The organism is Sphaerochaeta sp. UBA5849 (assembly GCA_002432715.1).
Lineage (GTDB): Bacteria > Spirochaetota > Spirochaetia > Sphaerochaetales > Sphaerochaetaceae > Sphaerochaeta.
Genome location: DJGJ01000042.1, coordinates 12797 through 37543 on the forward strand (window position 1 = coordinate 12797; position 24747 = coordinate 37543).

A 24747-nucleotide genomic window follows, 5' to 3' on the forward strand; every position below is an offset into this window, starting at 1 on the left:
CTCTCCATAGCAATCGGGGGTCTTGTTAGACCCCCGATTGAACGTAAGGTGCATCAATCGTAAATCAGGCCCTTGATATCAGGGTCATCCATGTTCTGGTAATTGTAGAACTTGGCACCGGTATCGACATCGGAAACAGGCTCACCCTTGTAGGCCTTGTAGGCCAACTCGACTGCCTTGTAGCCGATCTGGTATGGATCCTGGGTGATGGAGCCGAGGAAGTACTGGTTGCGAACAGCATTCTTCTGGGCTGCGCCGGCATCATATCCGATGACCACGACGTTCTTGAAAGCTGCATTGGTCTTGAGCGATGCACCATCATTGGTTGCGGCCAAGAGGCCCTTGACGGTTGCTTCGTTGGAGCAGAAAATTCCCACAATGTTATCACTGCTTACCTTGTTCAACACTGCCTGGGCGGCATTGGTGGCGTCGGTCATGGCAGCTGAAGCAGGAACAATCATCTCGATGATGACTTTCTTGCCGTTTCTGGGGCTGTCTGCGGCAATGTAGGCGGTGTTGCCGATGACTGCAATATCACTCTTGGAAAGAGCGGTTTTCTCATCGATCAACTTGATCATTGTGTCGCGGAAACCCTTGCCGCGGCTGAGCAATGACTCACCGGAGGCATCCTGGTTCATGACCACGATTTTTACCGGTTTTGCATCGGTTGCTGCTTCAATCTTGCTCTTGATCACCTCGAACATCTTCTCAGCCGCCAAACCGGCTGCTGCATAGTTGTTCGTGGAAGCATTCGCCCAAATTGATCCAGCCGGGGCCTCGGGGACACCGGAGTCAAACCCGATTACCGGGATTTTCTGGTTCTTGGCCTGCTGAAGCTGGTCAAGAACACTGCTGGTATTCAGAGCGGCCAAGGCGATAGCCACGGGATTCTTTGCCATGGCATTGTTCAGCATCTCAACCTGGATTTGAACATCACTTTCAGAAGGAGGACCTTCAAAGGTGATGTCGACGCCATAGGCTTCAGCAGCTGCATTGGCACCAAGTTTTACCTGCTGCCAGAAATCGTGCTGTTCACCTTTTGAGACAACGGCGATGTACGGCTTCTTGGTTTCCTGTACACCTTGGGCGAATACAGTCGCTGAAGCAAGTACAACCAGAGCCAGTAGAACGACTAAGGTTCTCTTCATAATAACCCTCCTATTTTCTTTCGGGATCATACGAGCCCGAATTTTCTCCAAGCTAGGTTCTTTGGAATTCCTTCTCTTGTTTGCGCAAGGCTGCTTTCTGTTCCTTCTCCTCACGTTTGAGTCGGCGGTACTCTTTGTTCATTTCAATTTTCAAGGCTGCAGCTTCATCTCCCTGCAACTGACTGAGCTTGAGCAGCATCTCCTGGCGATACCGATCCGATGCAGAAAGAATTCGGACCTCGGTGGACTTCTTTGTGCGATAAATATCAAGCATCACTGCCCCAAGGACGACGACTCCGGTGAAGAATGTCTGATACTGCGACTGCAGGTCCATGGAGGGCAGTCCCGCCCGCAGCACGCTCATGATGTAGACACCGATCATGGTGCCGAATACAGAACCAGCACCGCCGCTGAGGCTTGTTCCCCCGATGACTGTTCCCGCGATGGCGTAGAGTTCAAAGCCCTGGCCCTGGGCAGGCATGACGGTGGTGTACACTGCCGCGAAGGCGATGCCTCCCACACCTGCGAGAAATCCACTGACCACATAGGCCATCATCTCCCATTTTGCAACGTTGACACCGGAGAGGCGTGCAGCTTCCTTGTTTGAGCCGACGGCAAATATGTAACGGCCCATTTTTGTTCTGGTGAGGATGATATAGGCGATGAAGGCGGTACCGAAGAGCACCAGGGCCCCGGTGGGGTAGCTAGCATTGTTGGGGGCTATGTACTTGAAAATTCCCTTGAACCAGCTGTCGGCTGCTCCGCGGGCGGGGAAGGTGGCGCTGCGCACGTTTGAGACGATCGAGCCTGTTCCCAGGCTGATCATCATCGTCCCGAGTGTTGCTATGAACGGGGGAAGCTTCAGACGGCTTACCAGGATGCCGTTGAAAAGGCCGAAGCTGGTGGATACGAGAAGTATGAGCAACAGTGAGAGCCACATCGGCCATCCCCACGTTTTATACGCAGTGCCGCCGATGATCGTGGCTGCCATCATAACCGTTCCACAGGAGAGGTCGATGCCGCCGGTGATGATCACAAACGTTACCCCGATGGCAATGAAGCCGATGTAATAGGATGAGTCGAGGATATTAACCAGAGTCGTGTAGGAGAAGAAGTTTCTTCCAAACACGGCAAAGAAGGCATAGACAATGACGAGAGCCAAGGGTGCAAGCAGTTTCTGCACATTCACTCCTCGTTTCTCCCTGATTTTCGTGGTATCTGTCAGTTTCATAGACGCTCACTCCTATCCTCGTTGGGTAGCCAAGGCCATGATTCGTTCCTGGGTTGCCTCTTCAATATTGAGAATCCCGGTGAGCTTTCCTTCACACATGACTGCAATCCGGTCACTCATCCGTAGAATTTCATTCAGCTCGCTGCTGATCATGATGATCGATTTGCCTTCCTTGACCAGGTCGTTCATCAGATGGTAGATTTCGCTCTTCGCCCCTACGTCGATGCCGCGTGTCGGTTCGTCGAATATGAGAACCGAACAGTCCTTGATCAGCCACTTGGCAATGACCACCTTCTGTTGGTTGCCTCCGGAGAGGTTCCTGACAAACTGGTCGAGTGAAGGGGTTTTTATATTCAGCTTTTCCACGTATTCGGCAGCGATGCTGTTCAGCTTGGTACGGGGGATGAAAAACGAGGGGCAAAGGTCCTCGTAGGAGGCCATGACTACATTGTCCTGAACCGAGAGCTTGATGGCCAGTCCAAAGCGCTTTCGGTCTTCCGACAAATACCCGATTCCATTACGTACAGCATCCTGAGGACTCTCGATAAGGGTCTTCTTGCCGTTGATGAAAATCTCTCCGCTGGACCTATCTGCACCGAAGAGAGCCCGCATGGTTTCGGTGCGTCCTGCTCCCATGAGACCTGCAAAACCAAGGATTTCTCCTTTCCGCAGTTCAAAGGAGATGTTTTGCACCAGCTTGCCGGCGTTCAGGTTCTCTACTTTCAGAACAACAGGCGAGTCGGGTGGAACATTGCTCTTGGTCTTGGGTTTTTCGTAGATGACGCGTCCGACCATCATGTTGATCATCTCTTCCTTGCTCAGGACCTTGGTTTCCCTGGTATCGACATACTCGCCGTCGCGAAGAACCGTCACCCGGTCGGCAATCACCCCGATTTCATCGAGGCGGTGGCTGATGTAGATCATGCCTACGCCTTGTTGGGCAAGGTCTTTCATAATGGTAAACAGGTCGTTGATCTCCCTGTCGGTCAAAGCGGCTGTGGGTTCATCCAGAATAAGAACTTTGAGGTTGTGTGAGACGGCTTTTGCTATCTCGACCATCTGCTGCTTGCCTACAGTCAGATTACTAACCTTCTCATGAGGATCGATGTGCATGTTCAGTCGCTCCAAGAGCTCACCGGCACGCCTGTTTTGTTCTTTTTCATCCAGCAGCCAGCCATTGCGCTTGGTTGCCTCCCGGCCTATGAACAGGTTCTGGGCAACGGTGAGGTGCTCCATCATGTTCAGTTCCTGGTGCACGATTGCAATGCCTGCATCCAGCGCGTCTTTCGGCCCCTGGGGGTTGAAGAGCTTCCCTTGGTAGTGGATTTCTCCTGAGTCTTTGGGGAATATTCCGGTCAGCGTTTTCATCAGAGTCGATTTCCCGGCTCCGTTTTCACCAACCAGTGCATGGATTTCGCCTTCGCACAGCTCGAAGTCAACACCCTTGAGTGCATGGACGCCGGCGAATCGCTTGTCAATGTTCTTCATTGACAGAATGACGTTTCTCATGGCCGCTTCTCCTTGCCTAATACCATGTTTACACGGCTTATAGCATCTGTCAAGGATTGGAGTGTAATCGTTTACAATTTTTGGAAGGTTCTTTCAAACACTAAGGATGCAACACGTTTGGCAAGATATATTATGTCCCGATGTTGATACACCACGGAACGGAATAAAGCCCCCTGCCAAGCAAGCACCTGGCAGCGAGTCTGTGATTAGAAGTAGCGGACAGCTCTGATATGCGTACCAGCGTCTTTAGTCCATACTTCTATGATGTCATCATTCCTATCAAAAAATACAACATGATAATGTAATTCTGCTGGATATTTTGTATGGATAGATTCTGAAGAACTCATGTATCTGGATAACCAAGTGGTACTGAAATTACCGATAAGAACTCTGTTGTCTCGTAGTTTTTTAAGCTCATTCAGTGAAGGAAGGAACCAATCATCGTAGCCTCCATCTCTCATCGAGTTCGCTTCCTTGGCAGCATATCGGCCTACCTCGCTGCCATCAAGAGCATCGATGATGGCTTGTGTATTAGCCAAGCCTGTTCCAATCCCAACTGCTGTACCTATTTGAAGCGTTATATTGCTGGACCATTTGATTCCATCAGATGTATCGGATTTTGCTGCAATCAAACCATGTACTTGATTGGCTATGTACCCAGTGTCGGTGCTTTCGTAGATGTAGCCTACTACACCTCCGGCATAGTAATCTCCGACTGCGAGGTCCTTCTCTCCTAAGGTAAGCAGAAGGTCAGCTCCTGCAGAGCGTGTCGAAGTCTCCTCGTATCTAAGCTTGATTTTTTGAGCTGAAGTTACAGAAATCATAGCCCTTCCACGGCTGTCAATCATTAGAGCCGAATAACTTCCATACGTTGTTCCATCTGTGGATATGCTTGCCTCGATTCCTGTCTGGTTGGCAGTAAATCCAGTGAGATTGATGATGACCTGAGTGATATTGGTCTGAGTGGCAGACGAGATTGGATAATATGCCTCGAAGGTACCGCTCAAGGCAGATCCAGCAGTTTTTGTAACTGTTACAGTCTCCTCGCTGGTGATACTGCCGGTATAGTTGGTCCCTGTTGCGGTTGCCGTAACTGTAATCTTCTTTCCAATATCAGCTTCAACCAGAGAGTAGGTGGTATTTGTGGCACCACTGATGGCTGTTCCATTACGTTTCCATTGATACGTAGGCGTTTCCGTGTTGTCCAGGTCGGGCACAGCGGTCAAGACTTGGCCAAAGACAGGAGACCCTGTGATGAACACATTTCCATTCATGGCAATCTTGGTGATGGTACCGGAAGTCCCTGTAGTATCAGGCACGGTATAATTGGCAGCATCGGTGCCACTGATTGTATACCTGATGGTAAATGCCTTGTTGGTTCCGATATCAGCACTGGTATAGAAACCTGTGACGTTGCTCAATGTCACAACATCGCCTTCAGCTACACCCTGCAATGTGCCATTGGATGTGATCGGGATGGTTGCAGTTCCGTCATACTCCTTGGTCGTACTGTACGAAGTACCTGCAACAGTAAGCGGCTTCTGAGTTATGATACCATTCGAATACACCACACGACTATCTGGCTCAATATAATTGTCCTTGTCGGTGCCGTCAAGGCTGAAGGAAACAGTGATGCTTTTCCCCGATCCAGCCTGTTTCGTATCAAACGTTGCCGTCTTCTGCACCGTTACCATATCACCGGCAACCAAGTTGTTGATTGTGCAGGCGGTAATGCTTGTATTCCTGGTGCCGTCGTATTCCTTGCTGCCTGTCACATCAATGTCTTTAGCCGTGAGCAGCCTCTTGTGGATGGTGCCGGTAAGGGAGCCATTTGCCGGAGCAAGATAATTGTTCTTGTCCACACCATCAATCGTGTAGACAACGGTGGCGTCCTTGCTGGATCCTGCAACCTTGGTAGCATAGCTCGCAGCGGCGGTGAACGTTACAGTATCTCCATCAACAACATCTTCGAGCGTTCCGTTGTTGGATAGTGTTGCTGAGGTGGTTCCATCATAACTCTTGCTTGCAACGGTGGTTCCACTTACCGAAAGCTGCATCTTGTTGATCACGCCCTGATCTGTAGCCAAGGTGGTTTGGGGCGGGACGTAGTTAGCTGTGTCATCACCATCGATGTTGTAGTACACCCATACCTTTTTCCCTGTGGCTGCCCCATCTGTTTCATACGCTGCTGTTGTATGCAACGTTACTGAATCCCCCGCAACAACACCTACCAGACTCGGTTCCTGGGTTATTTCTGCATCCAAGGTTCCATCGTAGGTTTTGGTTGTTGCCACCCCTGTTCCGCCATTGACCGACAGATAATATTTTTGGATCACCCCTTGGTAGGTACCATCCTCCGGCTTGATGTAGTTGGCACTATCATCACCAGTGAGCGTATAGACAACGGTGACAGTCTTGGTTTGAGAGGCACTCTTCGTGTCATAGTTCCCAACAGCGGTGAACGTTACCGTGTCTCCGTCAACAACACCGTCGAGTGTACCTTTTCGGTTTGGCTCTATCTGTGCAGATGTGGTCCCGTCATATACCTTGTTCAGTGTGGGAACGGTTCCGCTCACCCTCAACTGCTTTCTGGTAATCTCGCCCGTAGCAGTGGCGATTGAATCAGCAGGCTTATGGTAGTTGGCGCTGTCTGCTCCAGAGAGCGCGTACGTGACAGTAATCGGCTTGTTGGTTCCCGCTGTGGGTGAGTTATACGTTGCTATTGCATTGACTTGAACATCTTCGGTCGGAACCATGCCGGAACATGCAACGTTGTTTATGGTTGAGGAGGATGAGCCGTCATACTCCTTGGTGGAAACAAGATTGAAATCTGTTACGGTCAACCGCTTTTGGGTAATCACTCCATCAGCCACGACAGTATCGCCAGGGGCTGTATAGTTGTTGGCATCAGATCCTGTAAGCGTATTGCTGACAGTAATCGATTTTGAGCTTCCAACATCTTTGTCTGTGTAACTGGCTGATGATTGAAGCATCACTAAATCGCCTGAAAGCACCCCGACAAGGCTTCCTGGAGCTGTTACGACAGCTGTGGGAGTACCATCGTACTCCTTGGAAAGCTGGATTGAAGGGGAGGAAGCAACTGCAAGTGTTTTTCTCGTTATCTCTCCACTGAAGTTGGTATTTGCAGGAGCGTGATAGTTTTCTGCATCAGCCCCGCCAAGTGTATAGCTGACGCTGATGAGCTTGCCGCTTCCTGCAGTCTTGTCCTGATAGGAAGCCGTTGCCGTTACCGTTATCTCTTCGGTCCCCACCTTGCCGCCAAGTACGCCATGGTTGGTGACTGTTGCAGAAGTCGATCCATCATACTCCTTTGTAGTGGTGACTGTGGTTCCCGCAATGGAGAGCTGCTTCTTTGATATGATGCCGGCTACTGAGGTATCGGCAGGTTTTGTGTAATTCAGCGCATCAGCGCCGCTGAGACTGTAGGTAACGGTGATGTTCCTGCTGTTTCCTACTAAAGCAGAGTCATAGGAGGCCTGGGCATGCACCACCACCTCGTCGCTGCCGAGCACACCTGTGAGTGCTCCCGCTGTTATACTTCCTTGGATGGCGTTGGTCCCATCATATTCCTTGGTGGTCGTCAGAGTAGGACTGGCAATGGTCAACTGGGTCGGCTGGTATGCAGGTATGGTGACGGTGAGGCTCTCGCTGGCCTCTAGCCCGTGCGCTTGTGCCAGTCGGATGTGGTAGGTCCCCAGTGCCAGCAGGGTACTGCCGACAGTACACGGGGTAAAGAGTGCATCAGCAGCGGCTGAAGCAAGTCGATATTCCATCTTCGCTGTTGTCCCGGTGATCGAACCTTCCCTGGCATCCTGACGTGAAGGGCCTGCAATGGTGAATGCACTTGCAAGGGGTGCGCTCTGGCTGAATACGACTAAAAGGGAGGTATCGACTACTTGGCCCGCCTTCAGGTCGACTACTTTTGTCCCGATTCCAATCTGGCTGCCTTGGTCGTCGAACGCCTTGACGGTAAGATTCCACCTTCCTTCCTTCAACTCTGAAAGGGTGTGTCTGGGCGGAACAATGTTGTTCAGGGTGAATCTGGAATTCGAGTCAACCAGATTTCCTTCCATGGTATACGAGGCCACTTCAACCTCTGGAGTGTCCAAGTCGATGGTTAGGCTGATGTTTCCAAGTTTTGCCATCATGTCGCTGCAGCCGACGAAGCTTACCAGAGTGCAAAGAAGAACGATGGATATGACTGTGAGTGTTGTATTGATTTTTTTCATGGTAGTTTCCTAGAAGTTGAAGCGCATGCCAGCTTGGACGCCATACAGGGCCGCCACTCTTGATTTCTCGAAGAGCAGAATACCTAGCGGAGCTATGAAGAATTCGTGCTCATCACATAAGCTGTAATTGAAATTGAGAGCAAGGCGTACCTGCTGGTCGACAAAAGCCTCAAGCGAATCAGTCCCATCCTGGTCAAGGTCTCCATCGAGGAGGTGCAGGACCAGGCCATAACCCAGTTCAGGTGCAATTTTCATGTTCTTGCCCAAGCGTAATTTGTACCCAAACCCTGCCGAGATGTTGATTGCCTGCATCATATCGACCCAATCAGACTTTGAAGGGCCGCGGCTGTAAGCCGCTTCCCCGTATCCGTACAAGGGATTGTGTTCGTCGACGCTGAGGTTCAGCTTCACAGCTCCCCCGAATACAGAAGAGCAGAGCGTGGAGCTCGAGCCTGTTGGAAACAACGCATACGGCTTGATGTCCATCGAGTCAATGAACAACGGTTTCTTTGGATCAGGCAAGGTTGCGTTCCAACTATTTGTTTTGGTGTCGTACCGATATTCATAGCTGCGGCTCCAATCCTGGTTCTTTTCCTTTTGTTGGACGAAGAGGATATCCTCTTCACTGTCGAATGCTTCCAGCAACAGGACCGGATGAGCGGCATCCACCTCTTTCCAAGCCCCTCTTGCTTGTGTCCCGGTTTGGTAGCGGATTGCCACAACCTGCCCGGAGGCAGGTTTGATCATAATCCGTACAGGCGAAGATGAAGCAAAAACCGATAGTGATGAGAAAAAAACCAAAAGGGCTGTGCAAACAGCCATCCGAACGTTGATTGTCATACTACAACCCCTCACCGTACTACGACCTTTGTCTGTCTTTTGCCTTTGAGAAAAGACATCCTGCTGAGTCGTGCAATGCATGAATTGGTATGTAGCCTAGCAAAAACAATGAGACAAGAGAGTGGATTTACTTAGAATGTGTGATTTTCTACTTACATTTTCAGATAAGCAGTTGGGCACAAAACAGGCCATCTTTGATGTGATAGAGCAACTCAGCATCGTATTTGGAAGCAAAAGCAACAATGCTTTTGGTTCCTATCCCATGGCCTTGCTCTTTGGATGCAGGAAGGCCGTCTGAATCGAGCTCAGTATCCTCAGCGCAGGGATTGGTGATTTGCAAAAGCAAGCGGCCTTTCTGGACACAAGTAAGATGAATTACACGTTCTTTACACGCCTCAAAACGCGATATGGCTTGGATTGCATTCTCAAAGAGATTGGCGATCACAAGGGCCAACTCCAAGGAGTCGAAGGGAAGCTGTGCGGGAACGTTCACGTTGATGGTTGTCTGTATGCCATGTTGTTCAGCCAATTCTGCATAGTAGCTGATTACCGCATTCACTGCCTTGTTCGCACAATAGACCTTTGTTGTCGGCTGCTTGGTTGCAAGCTGCAGCTCCAGGCAACGCATCGCCTCCTCGCTCTCGCCTTGCTGCAGCAGTTGCAGCAGCATACCGTACACGTGTCGGCGGTCATGGGATGCGAGGTTGTTTTGTTCGGCAACCTTATCCATGAGCTCAAGCCTCTGTGCCATCGTGGAAGCTGCTTGGGAGAGGAGGGCTTTCTCATACTGCATACTTATGTTTTCCGTCTCCAATGCATGTATGGCATTAAGACGCTTCAGTGAATAGAAAATGGTTCCATAAGCCGCAATGGTAAGGATGATAAGCAGCAAGAGCGGTTGGCTGAACATCTGCAGGGTGACAATGATGTCAGTGGTTGCATAAAAGGGGTAGGAGAGCAACAAAGAAAGGCAGATAACCAGGACTGAGAATATCGGCCAGTTGTCGACTGCGGAGCGATACAGCGGCAGCAGGTATCGATGGAATGAGAAGATTACCACCAGGTACAGGGCCAGACGCGAGAGAGCATGGATCTGAGGGATGAAGGGCAACAGCATTCCAATCTGGAAGCTGAGAATGACGATCATCATCATGATATTCATCGTCGTCACGTAGCTGAACGCCCATTGCATGATGCTTGATTTGGATAAAGGCTTGAGAAGGAAGCCCAAAAGTATGATGGTAAGCAGATTCGCATGTGATACCGCGGTAAGGTCGGCATTGAAATACAAATACATGGTCGAGGAGATATCGGTGATGAACATGATCACTGCTGCAACGATGGTGCCGTTTTTTCCATATTTTGACTTGGTCAAGGTGAACAGCAGCAGTGCATTCATGACGGCTGTAACACTGCCGCGAAGCAGGTTGTTCAGGAGTTCTGGTATCATGCTTCTTCCTTCGAAAGCAGATAGCGCAGATACTGTTCCCGTACCGCTTGGTACAGCTTTGCTACAATCGGCACTTCATACCCGCCTTGCAGTGTAAACCGTGTTTTCGTGAAACTTTCGATATAATCCATGTTCAGGACATACGATACGTGGGGCCTGACAAAGCGTGCATCCTGCATCAAACGTTGAATATGGACGGTGAACGTACCTTTGATGATCGACGTGACAATGACTCTTGAGTCGGTGAGCGTGTAACGCACCGTATGGTTTGAGTACTCTGCAAAAAGGATTTCAGAGAACCTGAACACCTTGATTCCTTGCGGTGTCTTGATCGTGCAGGTGGTGTCAAACGTTTTGTCGAGCTTCGAACAAGCCTGAAGCACCGTTTTGCAAAGCTGCTGCTTGTCGATCGGCTTGAGCAGGTAGTTGATCGGGCTCGACTCAAACGACTGCAAGGCGTAGCCTGGCTCATAGGTTGCATACAGGATGATGGCTTCCTGGTCCCGTTCCCTGATGGCTTTGCCCACCTCCAGCCCGCTGAGCATGGGCATGACGATGTCCAGGATATAGAGGTGATATTGTTGTTTTTCACAGCTGCGCAGCAGCTTGTCGGGATGGTCGAACTGATGGATGACGGCATGGATGGCATGGGACTGAATACACTCTTGTGTATAGGCAGCAAGCAGTCCTAATTGAGTGCAATCATCATCACATATTGCAATATTCAGCATCCCTCATCCTTGCAGTACATACCATGGTTTTGACTGGTTTACTGTACTGTAAAGTCTGATGGAAGTCTATTGTAAACTTGGGTGAAGTGTGTGAGAACACATGGATTCCCTGAGTAAAACAGGTAATATCTGAGTGAGCACTGAGGAAGGATCCCCCTGCCAAGTAGGTGCCTGACAGGGAGGAAGCGATTAGAAGTATCGGACAGGACGGACCAACAAAGTCTCAGTCTTCCAGGACCAAGAAGCAGTGTTGCTGCCAAATTCCAGCGCGTATACAGTACTGCCATCATAGGGTAGTCTAAAACTCAATTCCGTTGAACTCCAGTAGGCTCCTGATGTTGAGAAATTTCCAATTTGATTGAATACCGAGTGAATTCTGTCTAACTCATCTTTTGAAGGTAGGAACCAGTCGTTATAGCCTCCTCCATTGTAATAGCGAGCGTTAAAAGCTGCAAAGGAGAATGATGAAGCGCCCGACGAGTTCATGATTTTATCAGAGTTTGATAAACCTGTTCCATAATCCGCCGACGTCCCGACTACGGTATTTGTACTGCTCGACCAAGCAAGGCCGGTTGTCGTGATGTCACTCTTTGCTGCGATCAAGCCATTGGTTTCTTCAGCAAGAGTCGAGCTTGATGAGATATAGGCGACGATACCTCCTCCATAATAGTCTCCTATCGCAAGCGGTCGTGGGGCGAGAGTAATCTCTGTTGCAGGCCCTGGTGCATGGGTGCTTGTCTCTTTCACCCTGAAACGAATCTTTGTCGTTGTTGATGCAGGGGAAGGCAAGTAGAGTATCGTCCTGCCGCGACTGTCGATCACAAAATCTGGATAATAGGGGATGAAGGTGTCATAGTAGGCTATTTCCGCCTCGATTCCCGTTTGATTGGGCGAAAATCCGGTAACATTGATGATTGTCTGACCTTCATTTGAATTGGGGTAATATCCATCTATGGTACCGCTGATCGCCGCTCCTGCGGGCTTTTGGATGATTAGAGTTCCCGTATCATTGACATTGAAGCTGTAGTTTCTGGCACTCCCTCCTGTTATGCGAATCGTGTAGATTCCTGCTGCAGAAGTGGAAGTTGTTCCAGCTGTTGCAGTAGGAGAGCTGTACCCGCTTGCAATGATAGCATTGTCATTCGGAACAAAGCCGGTGACATCAACCAAAAAGGTAGGAATGGCCTCTCCGTATGTCTGTGTATAATCTCCCACCGTTGCAGTCAGAACTGCTGCGGTAATTGAGGCAGTCTTGCTTGTATCATTATTCAGGTAGTAATTGCCGGCATCAGAGCCGCTTATCGTATAGTAAACGGTAACAGGCTTGTCGATTCCTACATCCATAGTGTAGGTACCGGAATAATATGCAGTGACATTGCCTAGAGTTACATCGTCACCTGCAACCATACCGGTCAAAGTCCCCGCTGCTGTGATGGTGATTGCAGATGATTTGTCATACACCTTTGATGCAGGGAAGGCAGTGCCGATGACGCTCAATTGTTTCTTCTCGATGGCTCCCCAAAGCTGCTTGTTGACTGGTGGGTAGTAATTGTTGGCATGCAAACCACCAAGCGAGTAGACGACTGTGATGGGATTGAATCCCCCCGTTGCAGTTGTAACGTTGGCGGACTGATAGTTTGCAGCAGCTCCTACGGTAACAACGTCTCCTTCCAGGATGCCGGAGAGTGTGCCTGGTGTGACACTATTCTGCACAGCTGTTGTACCATCGTAGACCTTGCGGTTTGTCCCCAAGATAGGATCACTAATCGTAAGCTGTTTCTTTATGATTGCACATGATGCGGTTGTAAGAATGTCAGCCGGCTTGAGATAGTTGTCCTTGTCGGCTCCCGAAAGCGAGTAGACAATAGAAATCCTTTTGCCGGTTCCTGCTGTAGGGGTTTCATAGGTGGCTGTTGCCGTTACTACTACATCATCAGAGCCGATTTTTCCATAGAGATTGAATGTGGGAGCTGCTGCAGAAGTGGTACCGTCATATACCTTGTTGGATGGCAAGTCAAGAATCTGGATACCGAGTTGCTTTGGGGTGATCACGCCTGCTTGTGGTGCTGCACTGTCTTTAGTTCCTTGGTAATTAGCTCCTGTTGCAGTTGCGGTTACTGTGATGGTCGATCCGATATCAGCAGAAACCAAGGTATAGGTGGTGCCGGTTGCCCCGCTGATAGCATTTCCGTTGCGCTTCCACTGGTAGGTGGGAGTCCCTGTGTTGGTCAGGCTCGGTACTGCAGTCAGGACCTGTCCATAGGCAGCTGTCCCGGTAATGGATATGCTTCCTGTCATTACTGCCTTGGCGATGGTAAGTGTGGCAGTCTTGTTTGGAATCGTCTCGTAGTTTGTGCTGTCACCGGTGAAATGTGCGGTTACCGTATACGTTCCTGCGTTTGTTTGTCCATTTCCACTGTAAGAAACGCTCACCCCTGAAGGGAGCGTACCGGTGATCTGAATGCTCTTTGGGTCTCCATCGTATGCCATCGCGTAATTGCTGAACGTGACCTCACCCATGGCATAGGTTGCTTTGGCGACCGCTGTGGTTGCTGTACTGTCTTTAGTTCCTTGGTAATTGGCTCCTGTTGCAGTTGCGGTTACTGTGATGGTCGATCCGATATCGGCAGAAACCAAGGTATAGGTGGTGCCGGTTGCTCCGCTAATGGCTATCCCGTTGCGCTTCCACTGGTAGGTGGGAGTCCCTGTGTTGGCCAGGCTCGGTACTGCAGTCAGGACCTGTCCATAGGCAGCAGTGCCCGAAATGGACACACTTCCGCCCATGGTAGCCTTGTTGACGGTGAGATTTCCCGTATCACTGGTAACAAAACTGTAGTTGGTTGCACTTCCCCCTGCTATGGTAATCGGATATGTACCTATTGCCGTGGTTGCATCAGTTGCAGAGGATGCAGACGGGGCCGTGTAGCCTGCTGCTGTATCGGCATCTTCACCAGGGACGAAGCCGGAAACAACTACTGTATAGGAAGGATTATTCTCGCCATAGGTCTTGGAGTAGTCCCCCACCGTTGCTGTCAGCACGGCCTCTGTAAATGAAGTCTGTTCGGAATGATTATCTGCTACTAGATAATTGCCGCCATCCCTTCCTCCCAACGTGTAGGTGATGGTAACAGGCTTGTCATTTCCAACATTGCTGTCAGTGCAACTTGCCGTTGGTGCAACTGTTACCTCATCGGAGCCAATTACCCCACCCAGCATGCCTGGTGACGTGACTGTTGTTAATGGAGAGCGGTCATATATCTTGGTTGCAGCAATGGTTGTTCCCGAGATGGTAAGCTGTCGCTTCTCAATGACTCCTATCACAACTGTATCAACCGGCTTGATATAGTTGCCTGCATCAGGACCACCGAGGGTATAGGTGACGGTGATGATCTTCCCGCTTCCTGCTGCTTTGTTGTCATAGGTTGCCAGGGTGTTTATCGTTACGTCATCGGTTCCAACAATTCCAACCAAGGCACCTGCAGTGGCCGAACCTGTAATCTCAACTGTTCCGTCATAGGTTTTGTTGGTATTCAGCGTCGGGTCTGCTATGGTCAGCTGGATTGGTTGGTACAGTGGCACGGTTACGCTAAGCGGGTCGCTTGCCCTTAATCCGTGTGCGGCGGCGTACCTGATTAGGTAGGTGCCGGTCCCAAGGATGGTAGTGCCCTCGCTGCAAGCGGTATAGGGGGCGTCAGCCGGATCGGTTGCAAGCCTGTACTCCATGGCTGCAGTTGTTCCACTCATCCGGCCGTCGGCGCTGTCAAAGCGTGTGGGAGCTGAGAACGTGAAACCGCTGGAAGTCGGTGCATCCTGGCTGAAGACGACCAAGAGCGTGGTCTCGACTATTTGGCCTTCCCTGAGATTGATACGTGTAGTTCCCGCCCCTAATTGCGTGCCCGCTGCATCGAAGGCGGTGACGGTGATGGTCCACAGCCCGCTTTTCAAGGAGGAAAGAGTATGGCGGGGAGGGACGATGTCGTGTACGGTGAAGCGCGAGTTTGGATTGTCATGCAACCCTTCCAGGCGATAGGAGGCAACTGCAATATCGGGAGTGTCCAGAACAATGGTGAGGTTGATGTTCCCCAGTTTCTCCATCATGTCGCTGCACGCGGTGAAGCTGAGCAGAATCGTGGCAATGAATAGAAGCGTTATGGTGGTTTTTTTCATGACAATCCCCTAGAAGTTGAATCGAAGGCCGGTCTGGAAGCCGAGCAGCGTCCCGAGGGATCCTTTCTCGAAGAACACGACGCCCAGTGGGGCGACGATAAGGGTGTACGTCTCAGAAAGGGTGTAACTGAGGTTTAGAGAGAGACGGACCTGCTGATCGATGAAGGGTTCGAAGGTCTTCGTCCCGTCCTGGTCGAAGTCTGCGTTGAGCAGATGGACCACCACGCCGTAGCCGAGCTCGGGCGTCAGCTGAAAATTCTCGCTGATTGCGAACCGATACCCCATTCCCACTGACAGGTTCACCTCCTGCATGGTGTCAACCCAGTCGGATTTCGACGGGCCCCTGCTGTAGGCGAGTTCGGCGTACCCGAGGAGGGTCTCCTGCTCGTCCAGGGCGATGTTCATTTTCAGCCCGGCCCCAATCACATACGAGTAGTAGGTGGAACTTTTGCTCAGTGGGTAGAGGTTGTACAGCTTCAGGTCCAGCGATTCAACGAGGCCGGGCGAATCCGCCTCGCTTGGGGTGATCGTCCAGCTCTTGTCCTCTGATTTGTATTGGTATTCATAGATTTCGCTCCAGCTTTGGTTGTCCTGCGTTTGCTGCACAAAGAGCCTGTCCTGTGCGCTGTTGAAGGCATCGAGTACCATGACGGGGTTGGATGCATGCACCTCCGTCCAAGGATGTGATGCATCATTGCCGACTTGGTAGCGGATAGCCTGGACTCGATCCGATGCAGGCCTGATTACAATCCGCAAGGAAGTGCTCGATGCAAATGCCAATGCGGTTGAGAGAAGAAGCAGGAGAACTGTGCAAGCTGCTGTCCGAACTCTGAACGCCATGATGGAACCCCTCTTGGTCGGTCGGCATTTGTATGCATACTTGTGGGGATAAGGAACAAGCATGGGATGCCATCCAACCATCTGTTTGGGTGTAGCCTAGCAAATTCAATGAGACGGGAATGACGATATGCTTAAAAGGGGCAATTTTCTGCTTATAAGATGTGAGGAGCTAGACGAGTAGTCTCACCCTGAATTGGCCATCCTGCACGTGGTAGACCAGTTCTGCATCATGCTTGGCGGCAAAAGCCGCGATGCTCTTGGTTCCGATTCCATGACCTTCTACAGCTGAATGGGGTAGGCCGTCCGGGCCGAGCTGTACCGTTTTGAGACAGGGGTTGGAGATTTCAAGTAACAGGCGGCCAACCTGATGGCAGGACAGTTGAATGACTTTGGCTTGTTCTTGTGGCAGCTGAGATGCCCCATGGATGGCATTCTCCAAGAGATTGGCTACCACCAATGCCAATTCCAATGAATCAACGGTGAGTTGCTCGGCAATGCTCAGATTGATTTCTATCCGGATGCCTTTTTGTTCAGCCATATCCACGTAATAACTGACAGCGGCGTTTACTGCTTTGTTTTCGCAATAGATGGTGCCTGCACAGGCCTTGATCGCATTCTGCTTTCGCAAACACGTTATGGCCTCTGCTGTCTCCCCTTGTTCAAGGAGCCCCAACAGCATGCTGTTGAAGTGCCTGCGGTCGTGAGAAGCCAGGCTGTGTTCATAGGCCACCTGCTCCATGAGCTGCAACCGCTCTGTCATGGTTGAAGCGGCTTGGGAGAGCAGTATTCTCTCGTGTTGATTCTTCAGATTCTCTGTTTCAAGGGCGTGCATAGCGGTAAAGCGTTTCAGGGAGTGGAAGACTGTGCCGTAGGCCGCCAAGGAAAGTACGACCAAGAACAGGAGCGGCCATTTGGCTGTAAGCAGGGTGTTCTGGATATCATCTGTTACATAGAAGTAGTAGGAGAGGTTGAGGAAAATGCAGAGTATCAGGACTGAGAACATAGGCCAGTTCTTGACGACCGACCGATACAGGGGCAGCAGGTAGCGCTGGAACAGGAGTATCACCAACAAGTAGAGCAGGAACCTAATCACTGTATTGGCATACTGGGGGTAGGCGAAGAGCTTGCCGAGATGGAAGCTGAGTATGATGACCATCATGGCAATGTTGATACTGGTGAGAAATGTGAAACTCCATTGCATGAAGCTCTGCCTTGTTATCGGTTTCATTGCGAGCCCGACTACCAGGAACAGCACAATTGTGAACCGAGAGAGCGAAGTAAGATCTCCATACACATAGAACCAGATGGCGCTGGCGACATTGATGATGAGCACGAAACCGGTGATGAGTATGGTGCTTGTACGACCCAATTTTGACTTGGTAAGGGTAAACAGCAGCAAGACGTACATCACTGCTGTGACGCTGCCCCGAAGAATATTATCCACCAACTCCTGCATCAGCCTTTCCTCTTCGTTGATAGGTAATCCATGTACTGATCGCGCACTGCGCCGTATTTCTTGGTAACGATGGGAACACTGTGTCCTGATCGAAGGATGAAATGGGTTTTTGTGAAACGTTCGATATAATCCATGTTAAGGAGGAAGGATGCATGGGGTCGTATGAATCGCTTGTCCTGCAAAAAATATGCAAGGTATTGCGTGAATGTACCTTGCATTGCTTTCGACACAACCTTTCGCTCCTCGGTAAGCGTGAATAGTACTGTGTGGGAGGAATACTCACAATACAGAATCTCAGAGAACCTGATGACTTGAAGGCCCTCATGTGTTTTTACCGTGCAGATGCTCTCCTCCGGTAGGTTGAGCTTTGCTACAGACAAGGACAGTGTCGATTGGAATTGCTGTCTGTCGATTGGTTTGAGCAGGTAGTTGATGGGGTTTGTGGAGAACGATTGCAAAGCAAATGTTGGTTCGGATGTGGTATAGAGGATGACAGCGAACTGGTCATACTGTCGGATGGTTCTGCCGACTTCAACTCCATTGATCATGGGCATGACAATGTCCAGAATGTAGAGATGGTATCGCTGTTTCTCACAGCTGCGCAAAAGGTCATCGGGATGGAGAAATTGGTGTATGGTGGCTTGGATGGATTGCTCTTGCACAAATTGCGTTGTATAGGAATGGATAAGTGCCAGCTGGCTTGGTTCGTCATCGCAAATGGCAATCTCTAGCATACATCATCCTTGGAGCTCAACGCCGTGATTCGGTTTGTCCAGTATAGTGGCATCGCAGGGAGAAGTCTATGAATAGTCTGTATGAATGTATGACGCAGGAAAGAAATGAGCAATGTCGGAAGTGTATTGGCATCTTTGCTAGTGGTTTCCTGTCATGTATACTGCATCAATACTGAAGAAACTACCTACGAGGAAGGCTTATGGGTATGGTGCATATAGGACTCGATATCGGTACAACGCATATTGTGATGACTGTTTTGGATTTGGAACAAGGCCGGCTCCTGCCTGCAATTTCCCTTGCCAATCCCCAATTCCAGACCGGTGAGCCGTATGCCCATGCACAAGATCCGCATGCGATCGAACAGGCGGTGAGGACCTTGCTTGGCACTATTTCCTCCCCCATAGCCTCGATCTGCGTGACCGGCCAAGTGCATGGCATCCTCTACCATGATGCTTCAGGTTCGGCAGTTTCTCCCCTGTATACCTGGCTCGATCGCAGGGCGATGGAAAAGGTGGATGGTATCGATTCCCAACAGCTGTTGTATGAGAAAACCGGGGCCTTGCTGCCTTCGGGCTATGGGCTTTTGGCCCACTACGCCAACCGAAGGCTGAACAATGTTCCTCCCCATGCAACAGGCTTCTGCGGTATTCTCGAGTATATTACTGGTCGATTGGTGGGCTGTGTCATCGAAAAGTCCGACCCGAGCTGCCTGGGTCCGTTCGGCTCTTTCGACCCAATTACATCGACTTTTGATGAACGAGTCCTTACAGAAGTATTTGGTACACAAGAGAAGCGGTTTCTTCTTGCCTCCAAGCCGTTTGAATTGGCCGGCTACACCTCCGATGGAGTTGCTGTCACCTATCCGGTCGGGGACAACCAGGCAGGCTTTTTCGGCTTGGTTTCCGATTGGCCTCATTCGGCCTTGGTAAGCATGGGAACCAGCGGCCAGATTTCCCTGTTCAGCACCAACACACAGTGTCCTTCCTCCATGGAGCTCAGGCCGTTTCTCGGCCAGGGGTATCTGCATGTCGGGGCGACCCTTACGGCTGGCAAGGCGTATGAGACGGTGCATCACTTCATCGCTTCCATCATCAGAAGTGCCGGGGTGGAGATCTCTGATGAGGCTGTGTTCGATCTCATGAAGAGAGAGGGAAGTGCCAACGGCATTCCCGGCTCCTTGACAGTCGATACCCGGTTCAACGGGTCTCGAAAGAATCCGAATGTTAGAGGGGCGATCAGCTCAATCCAGATGGATAATCTGACGCTCGGCAATCTGGTGGTGGGTACAATCGATGGAATTGTGGCTGAGTTGTACCAGTTTGGTCTTGATTCTAGACAGGTGTTTCAACAAATCGAGCGGGTGGTCGCCACCGGTAGTTCCGTGCGCAAAAACCCCTTGTTTGTAGAGGCCTTGCACAGGAATTTCAAGCTACCGACCACCATCGCCCAAGTCGATGACGGGGCAGGCTTTGGCGCTGCCCTCATCGGGGCGGTGGCAACAGGGGCTTTGAGCATCCCACAGGCAAAATCAGTTGTCGGGAGTATGATAGGATCGTAGGATATTCCTGCATCTGATCACTTTCTTCGCATGGGAAACAGCATGAACGTCTTGCCTGTTGCCGGTTCTGTATAGTCTTGCACAGAGCCGGCAAGGGGTAGCTTGTTCCCCTTCATGAAGGCAATCGTTGTTGAAAAGACGTTCTCGGTATAGCATTCCACCGACAGGTATTCGAACGCGGGTACGGTCCACTGTGTCCAGCCTTCAGGAGCAAGCGCATCCTCAAGACTCTCTACCCCCAGAATACCGTTCAACAAGAGGTGGTATCGGATGTATTTCTTGCAATACGGCTTCAAGTGATGAATAATTGGCTATAAGTTGATGTTGGTTGACTATTGCATGGGAGGGAGTTATGGCTGGGACGTATAGTTCAATACATTTCAAATATGGGTTCCTCTTCATGGCAAGTTCGCTGTATTGTCTGGCTGCCTCCAATATGTTCTTGAGGTACGCTCAGAATTCATCGTTCAACTTGCTCGGCGGTTTTGTGGGTTTGGCTTTTTCCTTATCATTGGCGGCCTTGTTATCAGCAAAACTACGTTTCAAGAATACCAAGTTGACTTTTATCCTCCAAGTGATGGGACTTATGTTGCTTCCCTATTTTGATATGTTTCAGATTGCAATATTCCAAATCAGATTCTCTCTCGAATCAGTCCTCTTCTATTTTTTGTTCATCAAGCTCATGGGCTTGGTGATTGAGAAGCGTCGCAACATCAGCTTGCTCGGAGCATCAACGGTGGAAAGCCGTGATGCTCGATGATGCATCAACATGAGGAGAGAACTATGAAATGTTCCTATTGAGAACTGATATTCAGAACTACCTGAACGAACAGGGATATTCCAATGCTTCGATGGAGAGATCCCTTGGATTGCCTGCCAGAACATTGGAACGGTGGAAAAATGATAGGACGATAGTGCCTTCTGCAGCCGCTTTGGCTCTCATGAGGATTGTACGAACCTATCCATGGATATTCAAGGTTGCGGATGCCCCCTTCGATGAGGAAGAGGCATGTGCTATACTACGAAGACGTACAACTACGGATGCTGCTTCAAGTGATCAAACTCCCTAATCCATAGGGCTAACCATCGTCTTGTGATGTTTTTGAGCCCGAAGATTTTTGTAGAAAGTTATAGTATCATAAATACTCAATAGAACCTATTGATACTATAAAGATATCCTTGTATTCTTGTAGTGAAGAGGAAAATATGGATTATTCCCAGTATGCAAAGAATACGAAATTTTATTCTGGCAGTGAGGAAAAGATTGGTATTACCATCGGCTGCACAGACTATATACTCAAGTTTCAAAAATCCAGTGAGACTGGGCTGCTGAACAATACTATCTGTGAGTACATCGGATGTCATGTTTTTCAGATGCTGGGTATGCCTGTCCAAGAGACTTTTCTTGGAACCTATTCGGGCAGAGACGTAGTTGCACTTGAAGATTTTGTCAAGGAAAATCAGAAGTTTGTTCCGTTCAACGAAGTGGGGGATTCATCACTGGAACATGACCGAGATACGTATCAATACTCCTACTCCGATATCATGAGGATGCTTGAAGAGAATACAAAACTGACACGGATACCCGAAACAATCAATCAGTTTTGGCGTATCTATATCATAGACGCCTTGTTGGGGAATTTCGATAGACATGGCTCGAACTGGGGTTTTATCAAGGAGAACAATCGCTACACCCTTGCTCCGGTTTTCGATAATGGATCCTGTCTTTTTCCAAGAATACACACTGATGAGGCTTGTTTGGAAATAATTCGTGATCAGACCGAGATCAGTAAGCGGGTTTATACGTTTCCTACATCACAAATAAAGCTCAATAATGTAAAGAGCTCATATTTTGAAATTATTCACAGCCTCCAATTTCCTGAGTGCAATACTGCATTACAGGACATAACAAGCAAGGTGGATATGCAACAAATCGGTGCATTCATCGATTCAATTGAGCAAATAAGCGAAATTCAGAAAGAGTTCTATATAACCATGCTGAGAGCCCGCTATGAGAAAATTCTTCTTGCTTCCTATAAGAAGCTGTGCGAGGGAACTCCATGAAAAGGAATACAGATATCACCACTCCCATCTCCTCGGATGTGAAGCGAATATACAGCCTCTCGGGTGAGATTTGTTTCGCATACACCAAGACAACCTTGTTCAAGGTTGCGAAGATCACCTACGACCTGTTCGAAGATGAGTCGTATCAATATATCTTTGAACCCTACTATGATGTGGTGGATGGATTGGTACTGGTTGATTGGGGCGGGATTCCTGGTATAAACCTGGATCTCAGGCGCGAGCGCTACTATCGTGTTGGTGTGATTCCCACGTTCATCAGCGAGCGGACCCCTTCACCGAGCCGAGTGAATCTCAAGGAGGAGCTAGAGAGAGCAAATCTGGATTATCTGAACCGCCTGCAGTGGCTGATCAACACCGATACGGTATATACCGGTGACAAGCTGATCGTACAGCAGGACGGTTTCAACAACTTCACCGGCTTTTCAACCAAAAGTGCACAATGGCATGCGCTCTCGGTCCTCCAGCTATTGGGAATGAGGTTGCCGATCGACATCGATGGTATCCATTTCTCCGATCAAGAACGAAGCACCCTCATCAAGGCTTATCTAATCGAGTATGAGTTTTTGGCAACCAAGAGGCGACAGCGGCAGAATATCGGCCAGCTGGAGGCAAAAGAGCGGGGTGTCTACACAGGAAGAAAGCCCATCGAGGTCTCCCTGCCGTTGTTGGATGAAGTGAGACAGAAACTGAAAGCAGGTCGCATCACACTTAAGGATGCTCTTGCGATCACCAAGCTGTCAAAGGCGACGTTGTATAGGAAATTCAAGCAGTTGGAAGAGTCTCAAAACAGGAAGGTATAACTGTATGAGACTGACAAGAAGCCTCATCAATACATCATGCCGAGCAGCCACAAAGGGATGGTTCTGTCTCCCGGATAATCAGTATCATCCCTGATGACAAAATCAGCCTTTTTTAGACTTTTTGAGGAGCCTCCCACTTCAATTTTTATATGGTTGCTCGCAGCCTCAAAGGGTTTGGACAGCACAAAATCGCCTGTGGTTTCATCTTTTACAGCTTCCACCAGGAAGCCACCGGCGGTACAAAGCATAGCAACCATGGCCTCCCTTGCATTACCGATATTACCTCCTAGCACCGTATAGAATGCCGGGTCAGAAAAAAACAGTTTTTCGCCGGCTGTTTTTACTTTGGTGTCGTGTTCCTTGCGAATAATTCGGAGTAGGTCAACTGCTTCCATCACATTCAGAAGTTGATACAACTTATCGGCTCCTACCGACCAATCACTACACAACGAACGTACCTGGAGTCTTGGAATAGACGAATTGGCCAGAGTACCGGTTATTGCCTTCATCAATCGTAGATTGCCATCGCTGAAGCTAGGTAGGAAGAATGGAATATCACTATAGAGTGTTTTATCCAGAATGGAGAGCATGCGATCATGAAAATCTCCTTCACTGTAGAAGGGTCGAGTACCTATGCTCCTGTATGTCATGAAGGCAGAGAGGATGTTCGGAGAAGGTTGCAAGGGCAGCTGTCCACTTGGGTTGAATGGGTTGTACGTAGGATGCTCTGTACCGGTTTCAAGATAGAGGAACTCACGAAATGAGAGAAGCGGCATATCGATATGAACAAAACGGCGGGATAGGTCGCCTTTGCCCATTCGTAGGCAGAGCGATGGTGAATCGCTTATCCACAACGTATGTTTGGGGAAATCATCGTAGAGAGCCTTTAGATGAATGCTCCAGTCTTTTGCAAAATGGACTTCATCGATAATTACACCTGCGTAGCCCGCGAGAAAAATGGATGAAACTATTTCATAGAGGCCTTCACTTCCCAGTGTAGGATTATCAGCAGATAGGTAAAGCAGCCTCTCTCTATGGGTCTCAAAGAATTTTTGTGCGTGGTAGAGAAGAAATGTTGTTTTTCCAACCCCTCTTGGACCAGTAAGCATAGTAGTTCTGGGGAGAGTCTCCCGATGTCTGACAAATGGACGAAATCGGGCAGGAAGTGAGGCAATACGTCGTTTCATGGTAGCTTCAAGTTCTGCAATACGTTGAATAGTCATGTATATATGATAGAGGCCAAACGTTCCTGAGTCAAGAACGAAAACGTAATAATGTTCCTAATACAGGAACGAAAACACAAATATGTTCCTGTTGCAGGAATAGAGGCTTGATACAAGGCAGCCAAGGCCTCTATGCGACGCTTCATTTCAGAGCGGATATGCAGTGGTTCCAAGCATTCACACTCTGCACCAAAACTGAACAGGATCTGGTAGTAATAGTCATTCTCCATGAAGGGAAAAGCAACGAGGTAATGCACAGGCCCATCAGGCTGGAAGTGGTCATAGGTGCAATATTCAAGCACCTTGTCCATGACCGAGGTATGAATCCGAATAGTGATAGTTGTGTGTAATGGCAGTAAAGCATCCGGATACTCAAACTGTGGCTTAGGGTATTCCTTGGGGGTGAACGACTGCTCAAGCACGTACAGGTTCAGTGTCCTGGATAGCCTGAACAACCGAAAATCATTGCGTGTATGGCAATATCCCTGCTAATACCGATGACTGTTCTTTACCACGAATTGATAGGGTGTCGCTGTCCGGGTGGTTCTCTTTCCAAAGCGGTCTGCATACTCAAACGTTCGTTAATGTTACACCTTGGCAGTTCCTATACGTGGGATTTCAAAATCATGCAGTCAAGCTCTCTGGCATTGCATTCACAACAAAGAGCCCCACTTCTTCTGGAGAACTCCAGAAAATATGGGGCTAGTAGCTCGTAACACTTAAA

Annotated in this window: 17 protein-coding genes and 1 pseudogene; 4 read left to right on the plus strand and 14 right to left on the minus strand. The window is 49.5% G+C overall.

The window, feature by feature from the left end:
* Positions 1-53 precede the first annotated feature (53 nt).
* From B3K89_RS07260 to B3K89_RS07310, 11 genes are all read right to left on the minus strand, one after another.
* Entirely contained in the window at positions 54-1148 is a 1095-nt protein-coding gene (locus B3K89_RS07260) for an ABC transporter substrate-binding protein (protein WP_293892810.1), read from the minus strand.
* Positions 1149-1200: 52 nt separating this feature from the next.
* A complete protein-coding gene (locus B3K89_RS07265) occupies positions 1201-2379 on the minus strand; it encodes an ABC transporter permease (protein WP_293892813.1) in 1179 nt (392 codons plus the stop codon).
* Positions 2380-2391: 12 nt separating this feature from the next.
* Positions 2392-3888 (minus strand): sugar ABC transporter ATP-binding protein, encoded by a 1497-nt coding sequence (locus tag B3K89_RS07270; RefSeq protein ID WP_293892816.1) that lies wholly within the window; start codon positions 3886-3888, stop codon positions 2392-2394.
* A 206-nt stretch (positions 3889-4094) separates the two neighbouring features.
* Entirely contained in the window at positions 4095-8138 is a 4044-nt protein-coding gene (locus tag B3K89_RS07275) for a YDG domain-containing protein (RefSeq protein WP_293892819.1), read from the minus strand.
* A 9-nt stretch (positions 8139-8147) separates the two neighbouring features.
* Complete coding sequence (locus B3K89_RS07280) at positions 8148-8978, minus strand: hypothetical protein (RefSeq protein ID WP_293892822.1); 831 nt, start codon at positions 8976-8978, stop codon at positions 8148-8150.
* A gap of 160 nt (positions 8979-9138) precedes the next feature.
* Positions 9139-10428, minus strand: a complete 1290-nt coding sequence (locus tag B3K89_RS07285) for a sensor histidine kinase (protein ID WP_293892825.1) — start codon at positions 10426-10428, stop codon at positions 9139-9141.
* A complete protein-coding gene (locus B3K89_RS07290) occupies positions 10425-11159 on the minus strand; it encodes a LytR/AlgR family response regulator transcription factor (protein WP_293892828.1) in 735 nt (244 codons plus the stop codon). Before B3K89_RS07290 ends, B3K89_RS07285 begins: the two co-directional genes overlap by 4 nt.
* 189 nt (positions 11160-11348) lie before the next feature.
* The gene (locus B3K89_RS07295; RefSeq protein WP_293892831.1) at positions 11349-15326 is read right to left on the minus strand and encodes a YDG domain-containing protein; all 3978 of its coding nucleotides are present in this window, start codon (positions 15324-15326) and stop codon (positions 11349-11351) included.
* Positions 15327-15335: 9 nt separating this feature from the next.
* A complete protein-coding gene (locus B3K89_RS07300; protein WP_293892834.1) occupies positions 15336-16166 on the minus strand; it encodes a hypothetical protein in 831 nt (276 codons plus the stop codon).
* 169 nt (positions 16167-16335) lie between these two features.
* Positions 16336-17622 carry a GHKL domain-containing protein gene (locus tag B3K89_RS07305; protein ID WP_293892837.1) on the minus strand — a complete coding sequence of 429 codons (1287 nt, stop codon included), beginning with the start codon at positions 17620-17622 and terminating at the stop codon, positions 16336-16338.
* Positions 17622-18356 carry a LytR/AlgR family response regulator transcription factor gene (locus B3K89_RS07310; RefSeq protein WP_293892840.1) on the minus strand — a complete coding sequence of 245 codons (735 nt, stop codon included), beginning with the start codon at positions 18354-18356 and terminating at the stop codon, positions 17622-17624. Before B3K89_RS07310 ends, B3K89_RS07305 begins: the two co-directional genes overlap by 1 nt.
* Before the next feature lie 200 nt (positions 18357-18556).
* On the opposite strand from B3K89_RS07310, the gene B3K89_RS07315 reads away from it, so the two are divergent.
* Positions 18557-19915: a sedoheptulokinase gene (locus B3K89_RS07315; protein WP_345907214.1), complete on the plus strand. Its 1359-nt coding sequence runs from the start codon at positions 18557-18559 to the stop codon at positions 19913-19915.
* 17 nt (positions 19916-19932) lie between these two features.
* Here the strand turns inward: B3K89_RS07315 and B3K89_RS07320 are convergent, their stop codons facing one another.
* A complete protein-coding gene (locus B3K89_RS07320) occupies positions 19933-20169 on the minus strand; it encodes a hypothetical protein (protein WP_298504381.1) in 237 nt (78 codons plus the stop codon).
* A gap of 323 nt (positions 20170-20492) precedes the next feature.
* On the opposite strand from B3K89_RS07320, the gene B3K89_RS07325 reads away from it, so the two are divergent.
* The 3 genes from B3K89_RS07325 to B3K89_RS07335 all read left to right on the plus strand — a co-directional run bounded on the left by B3K89_RS07325 (position 20493) and on the right by B3K89_RS07335 (position 22800).
* Positions 20493-20675: a hypothetical protein gene (locus tag B3K89_RS07325; RefSeq protein ID WP_293892849.1), complete on the plus strand. Its 183-nt coding sequence runs from the start codon at positions 20493-20495 to the stop codon at positions 20673-20675.
* A 446-nt stretch (positions 20676-21121) separates the two neighbouring features.
* On the plus strand, positions 21122-21979 hold the full coding sequence (locus B3K89_RS07330) for a HipA domain-containing protein (RefSeq protein WP_293892852.1): 858 nt from the start codon (positions 21122-21124) through the stop codon (positions 21977-21979).
* Positions 21976-22800, plus strand: a complete 825-nt coding sequence (locus B3K89_RS07335; RefSeq protein ID WP_293892855.1) for a hypothetical protein — start codon at positions 21976-21978, stop codon at positions 22798-22800. The genes B3K89_RS07330 and B3K89_RS07335 overlap by 4 nt, the downstream gene beginning before the upstream one ends.
* A 26-nt stretch (positions 22801-22826) precedes the next feature.
* Here B3K89_RS07335 and B3K89_RS07340 read toward each other — a convergent pair whose 3' ends face one another.
* Positions 22827-24023 carry an ATP-binding protein gene (locus tag B3K89_RS07340; protein WP_345907215.1) on the minus strand — a complete coding sequence of 399 codons (1197 nt, stop codon included), beginning with the start codon at positions 24021-24023 and terminating at the stop codon, positions 22827-22829.
* Positions 24020-24496: pseudogene (locus B3K89_RS07345) on the minus strand (helix-turn-helix transcriptional regulator); the annotation flags it as partial. The gene B3K89_RS07340 and the pseudogene B3K89_RS07345, both read right to left, overlap by 4 nt.
* Positions 24497-24747: the final 251 nt, after the last annotated feature.

Bases quoted from the DNA above. Each gene is read 5' to 3' on its own strand.
- B3K89_RS07260 (WP_293892810.1), bottom strand. From the start codon at position 1,148: ATGAAGAGAACCTTAGTCGTTCTACTGGCTCTGGTTGTACTTGCTTCA.
- B3K89_RS07265 (WP_293892813.1), bottom strand. From the start codon at position 2,379: ATGAAACTGACAGATACCACGAAAATCAGGGAGAAACGAGGAGTGAAT.
- B3K89_RS07270 (WP_293892816.1), bottom strand. From the start codon at position 3,888: ATGAGAAACGTCATTCTGTCAATGAAGAACATTGACAAGCGATTCGCC.
- B3K89_RS07275 (WP_293892819.1), bottom strand. From the start codon at position 8,138: ATGAAAAAAATCAATACAACACTCACAGTCATATCCATCGTTCTTCTT.
- B3K89_RS07280 (WP_293892822.1), bottom strand. From the start codon at position 8,978: ATGACAATCAACGTTCGGATGGCTGTTTGCACAGCCCTTTTGGTTTTT.
- B3K89_RS07285 (WP_293892825.1), bottom strand. From the start codon at position 10,428: ATGATACCAGAACTCCTGAACAACCTGCTTCGCGGCAGTGTTACAGCC.
- B3K89_RS07290 (WP_293892828.1), bottom strand. From the start codon at position 11,159: ATGCTGAATATTGCAATATGTGATGATGATTGCACTCAATTAGGACTG.
- B3K89_RS07295 (WP_293892831.1), bottom strand. From the start codon at position 15,326: ATGAAAAAAACCACCATAACGCTTCTATTCATTGCCACGATTCTGCTC.
- B3K89_RS07300 (WP_293892834.1), bottom strand. From the start codon at position 16,166: ATGGCGTTCAGAGTTCGGACAGCAGCTTGCACAGTTCTCCTGCTTCTT.
- B3K89_RS07305 (WP_293892837.1), bottom strand. From the start codon at position 17,622: ATGCAGGAGTTGGTGGATAATATTCTTCGGGGCAGCGTCACAGCAGTG.
- B3K89_RS07310 (WP_293892840.1), bottom strand. From the start codon at position 18,356: ATGCTAGAGATTGCCATTTGCGATGACGAACCAAGCCAGCTGGCACTT.
- B3K89_RS07315 (WP_345907214.1), top strand. From the start codon at position 18,557: ATGGGTATGGTGCATATAGGACTCGATATCGGTACAACGCATATTGTG.
- B3K89_RS07325 (WP_293892849.1), top strand. From the start codon at position 20,493: ATGGGACTTATGTTGCTTCCCTATTTTGATATGTTTCAGATTGCAATA.
- B3K89_RS07330 (WP_293892852.1), top strand. From the start codon at position 21,122: ATGGATTATTCCCAGTATGCAAAGAATACGAAATTTTATTCTGGCAGT.
- B3K89_RS07335 (WP_293892855.1), top strand. From the start codon at position 21,976: ATGAAAAGGAATACAGATATCACCACTCCCATCTCCTCGGATGTGAAG.
- B3K89_RS07340 (WP_345907215.1), bottom strand. From the start codon at position 24,023: ATGACTATTCAACGTATTGCAGAACTTGAAGCTACCATGAAACGACGT.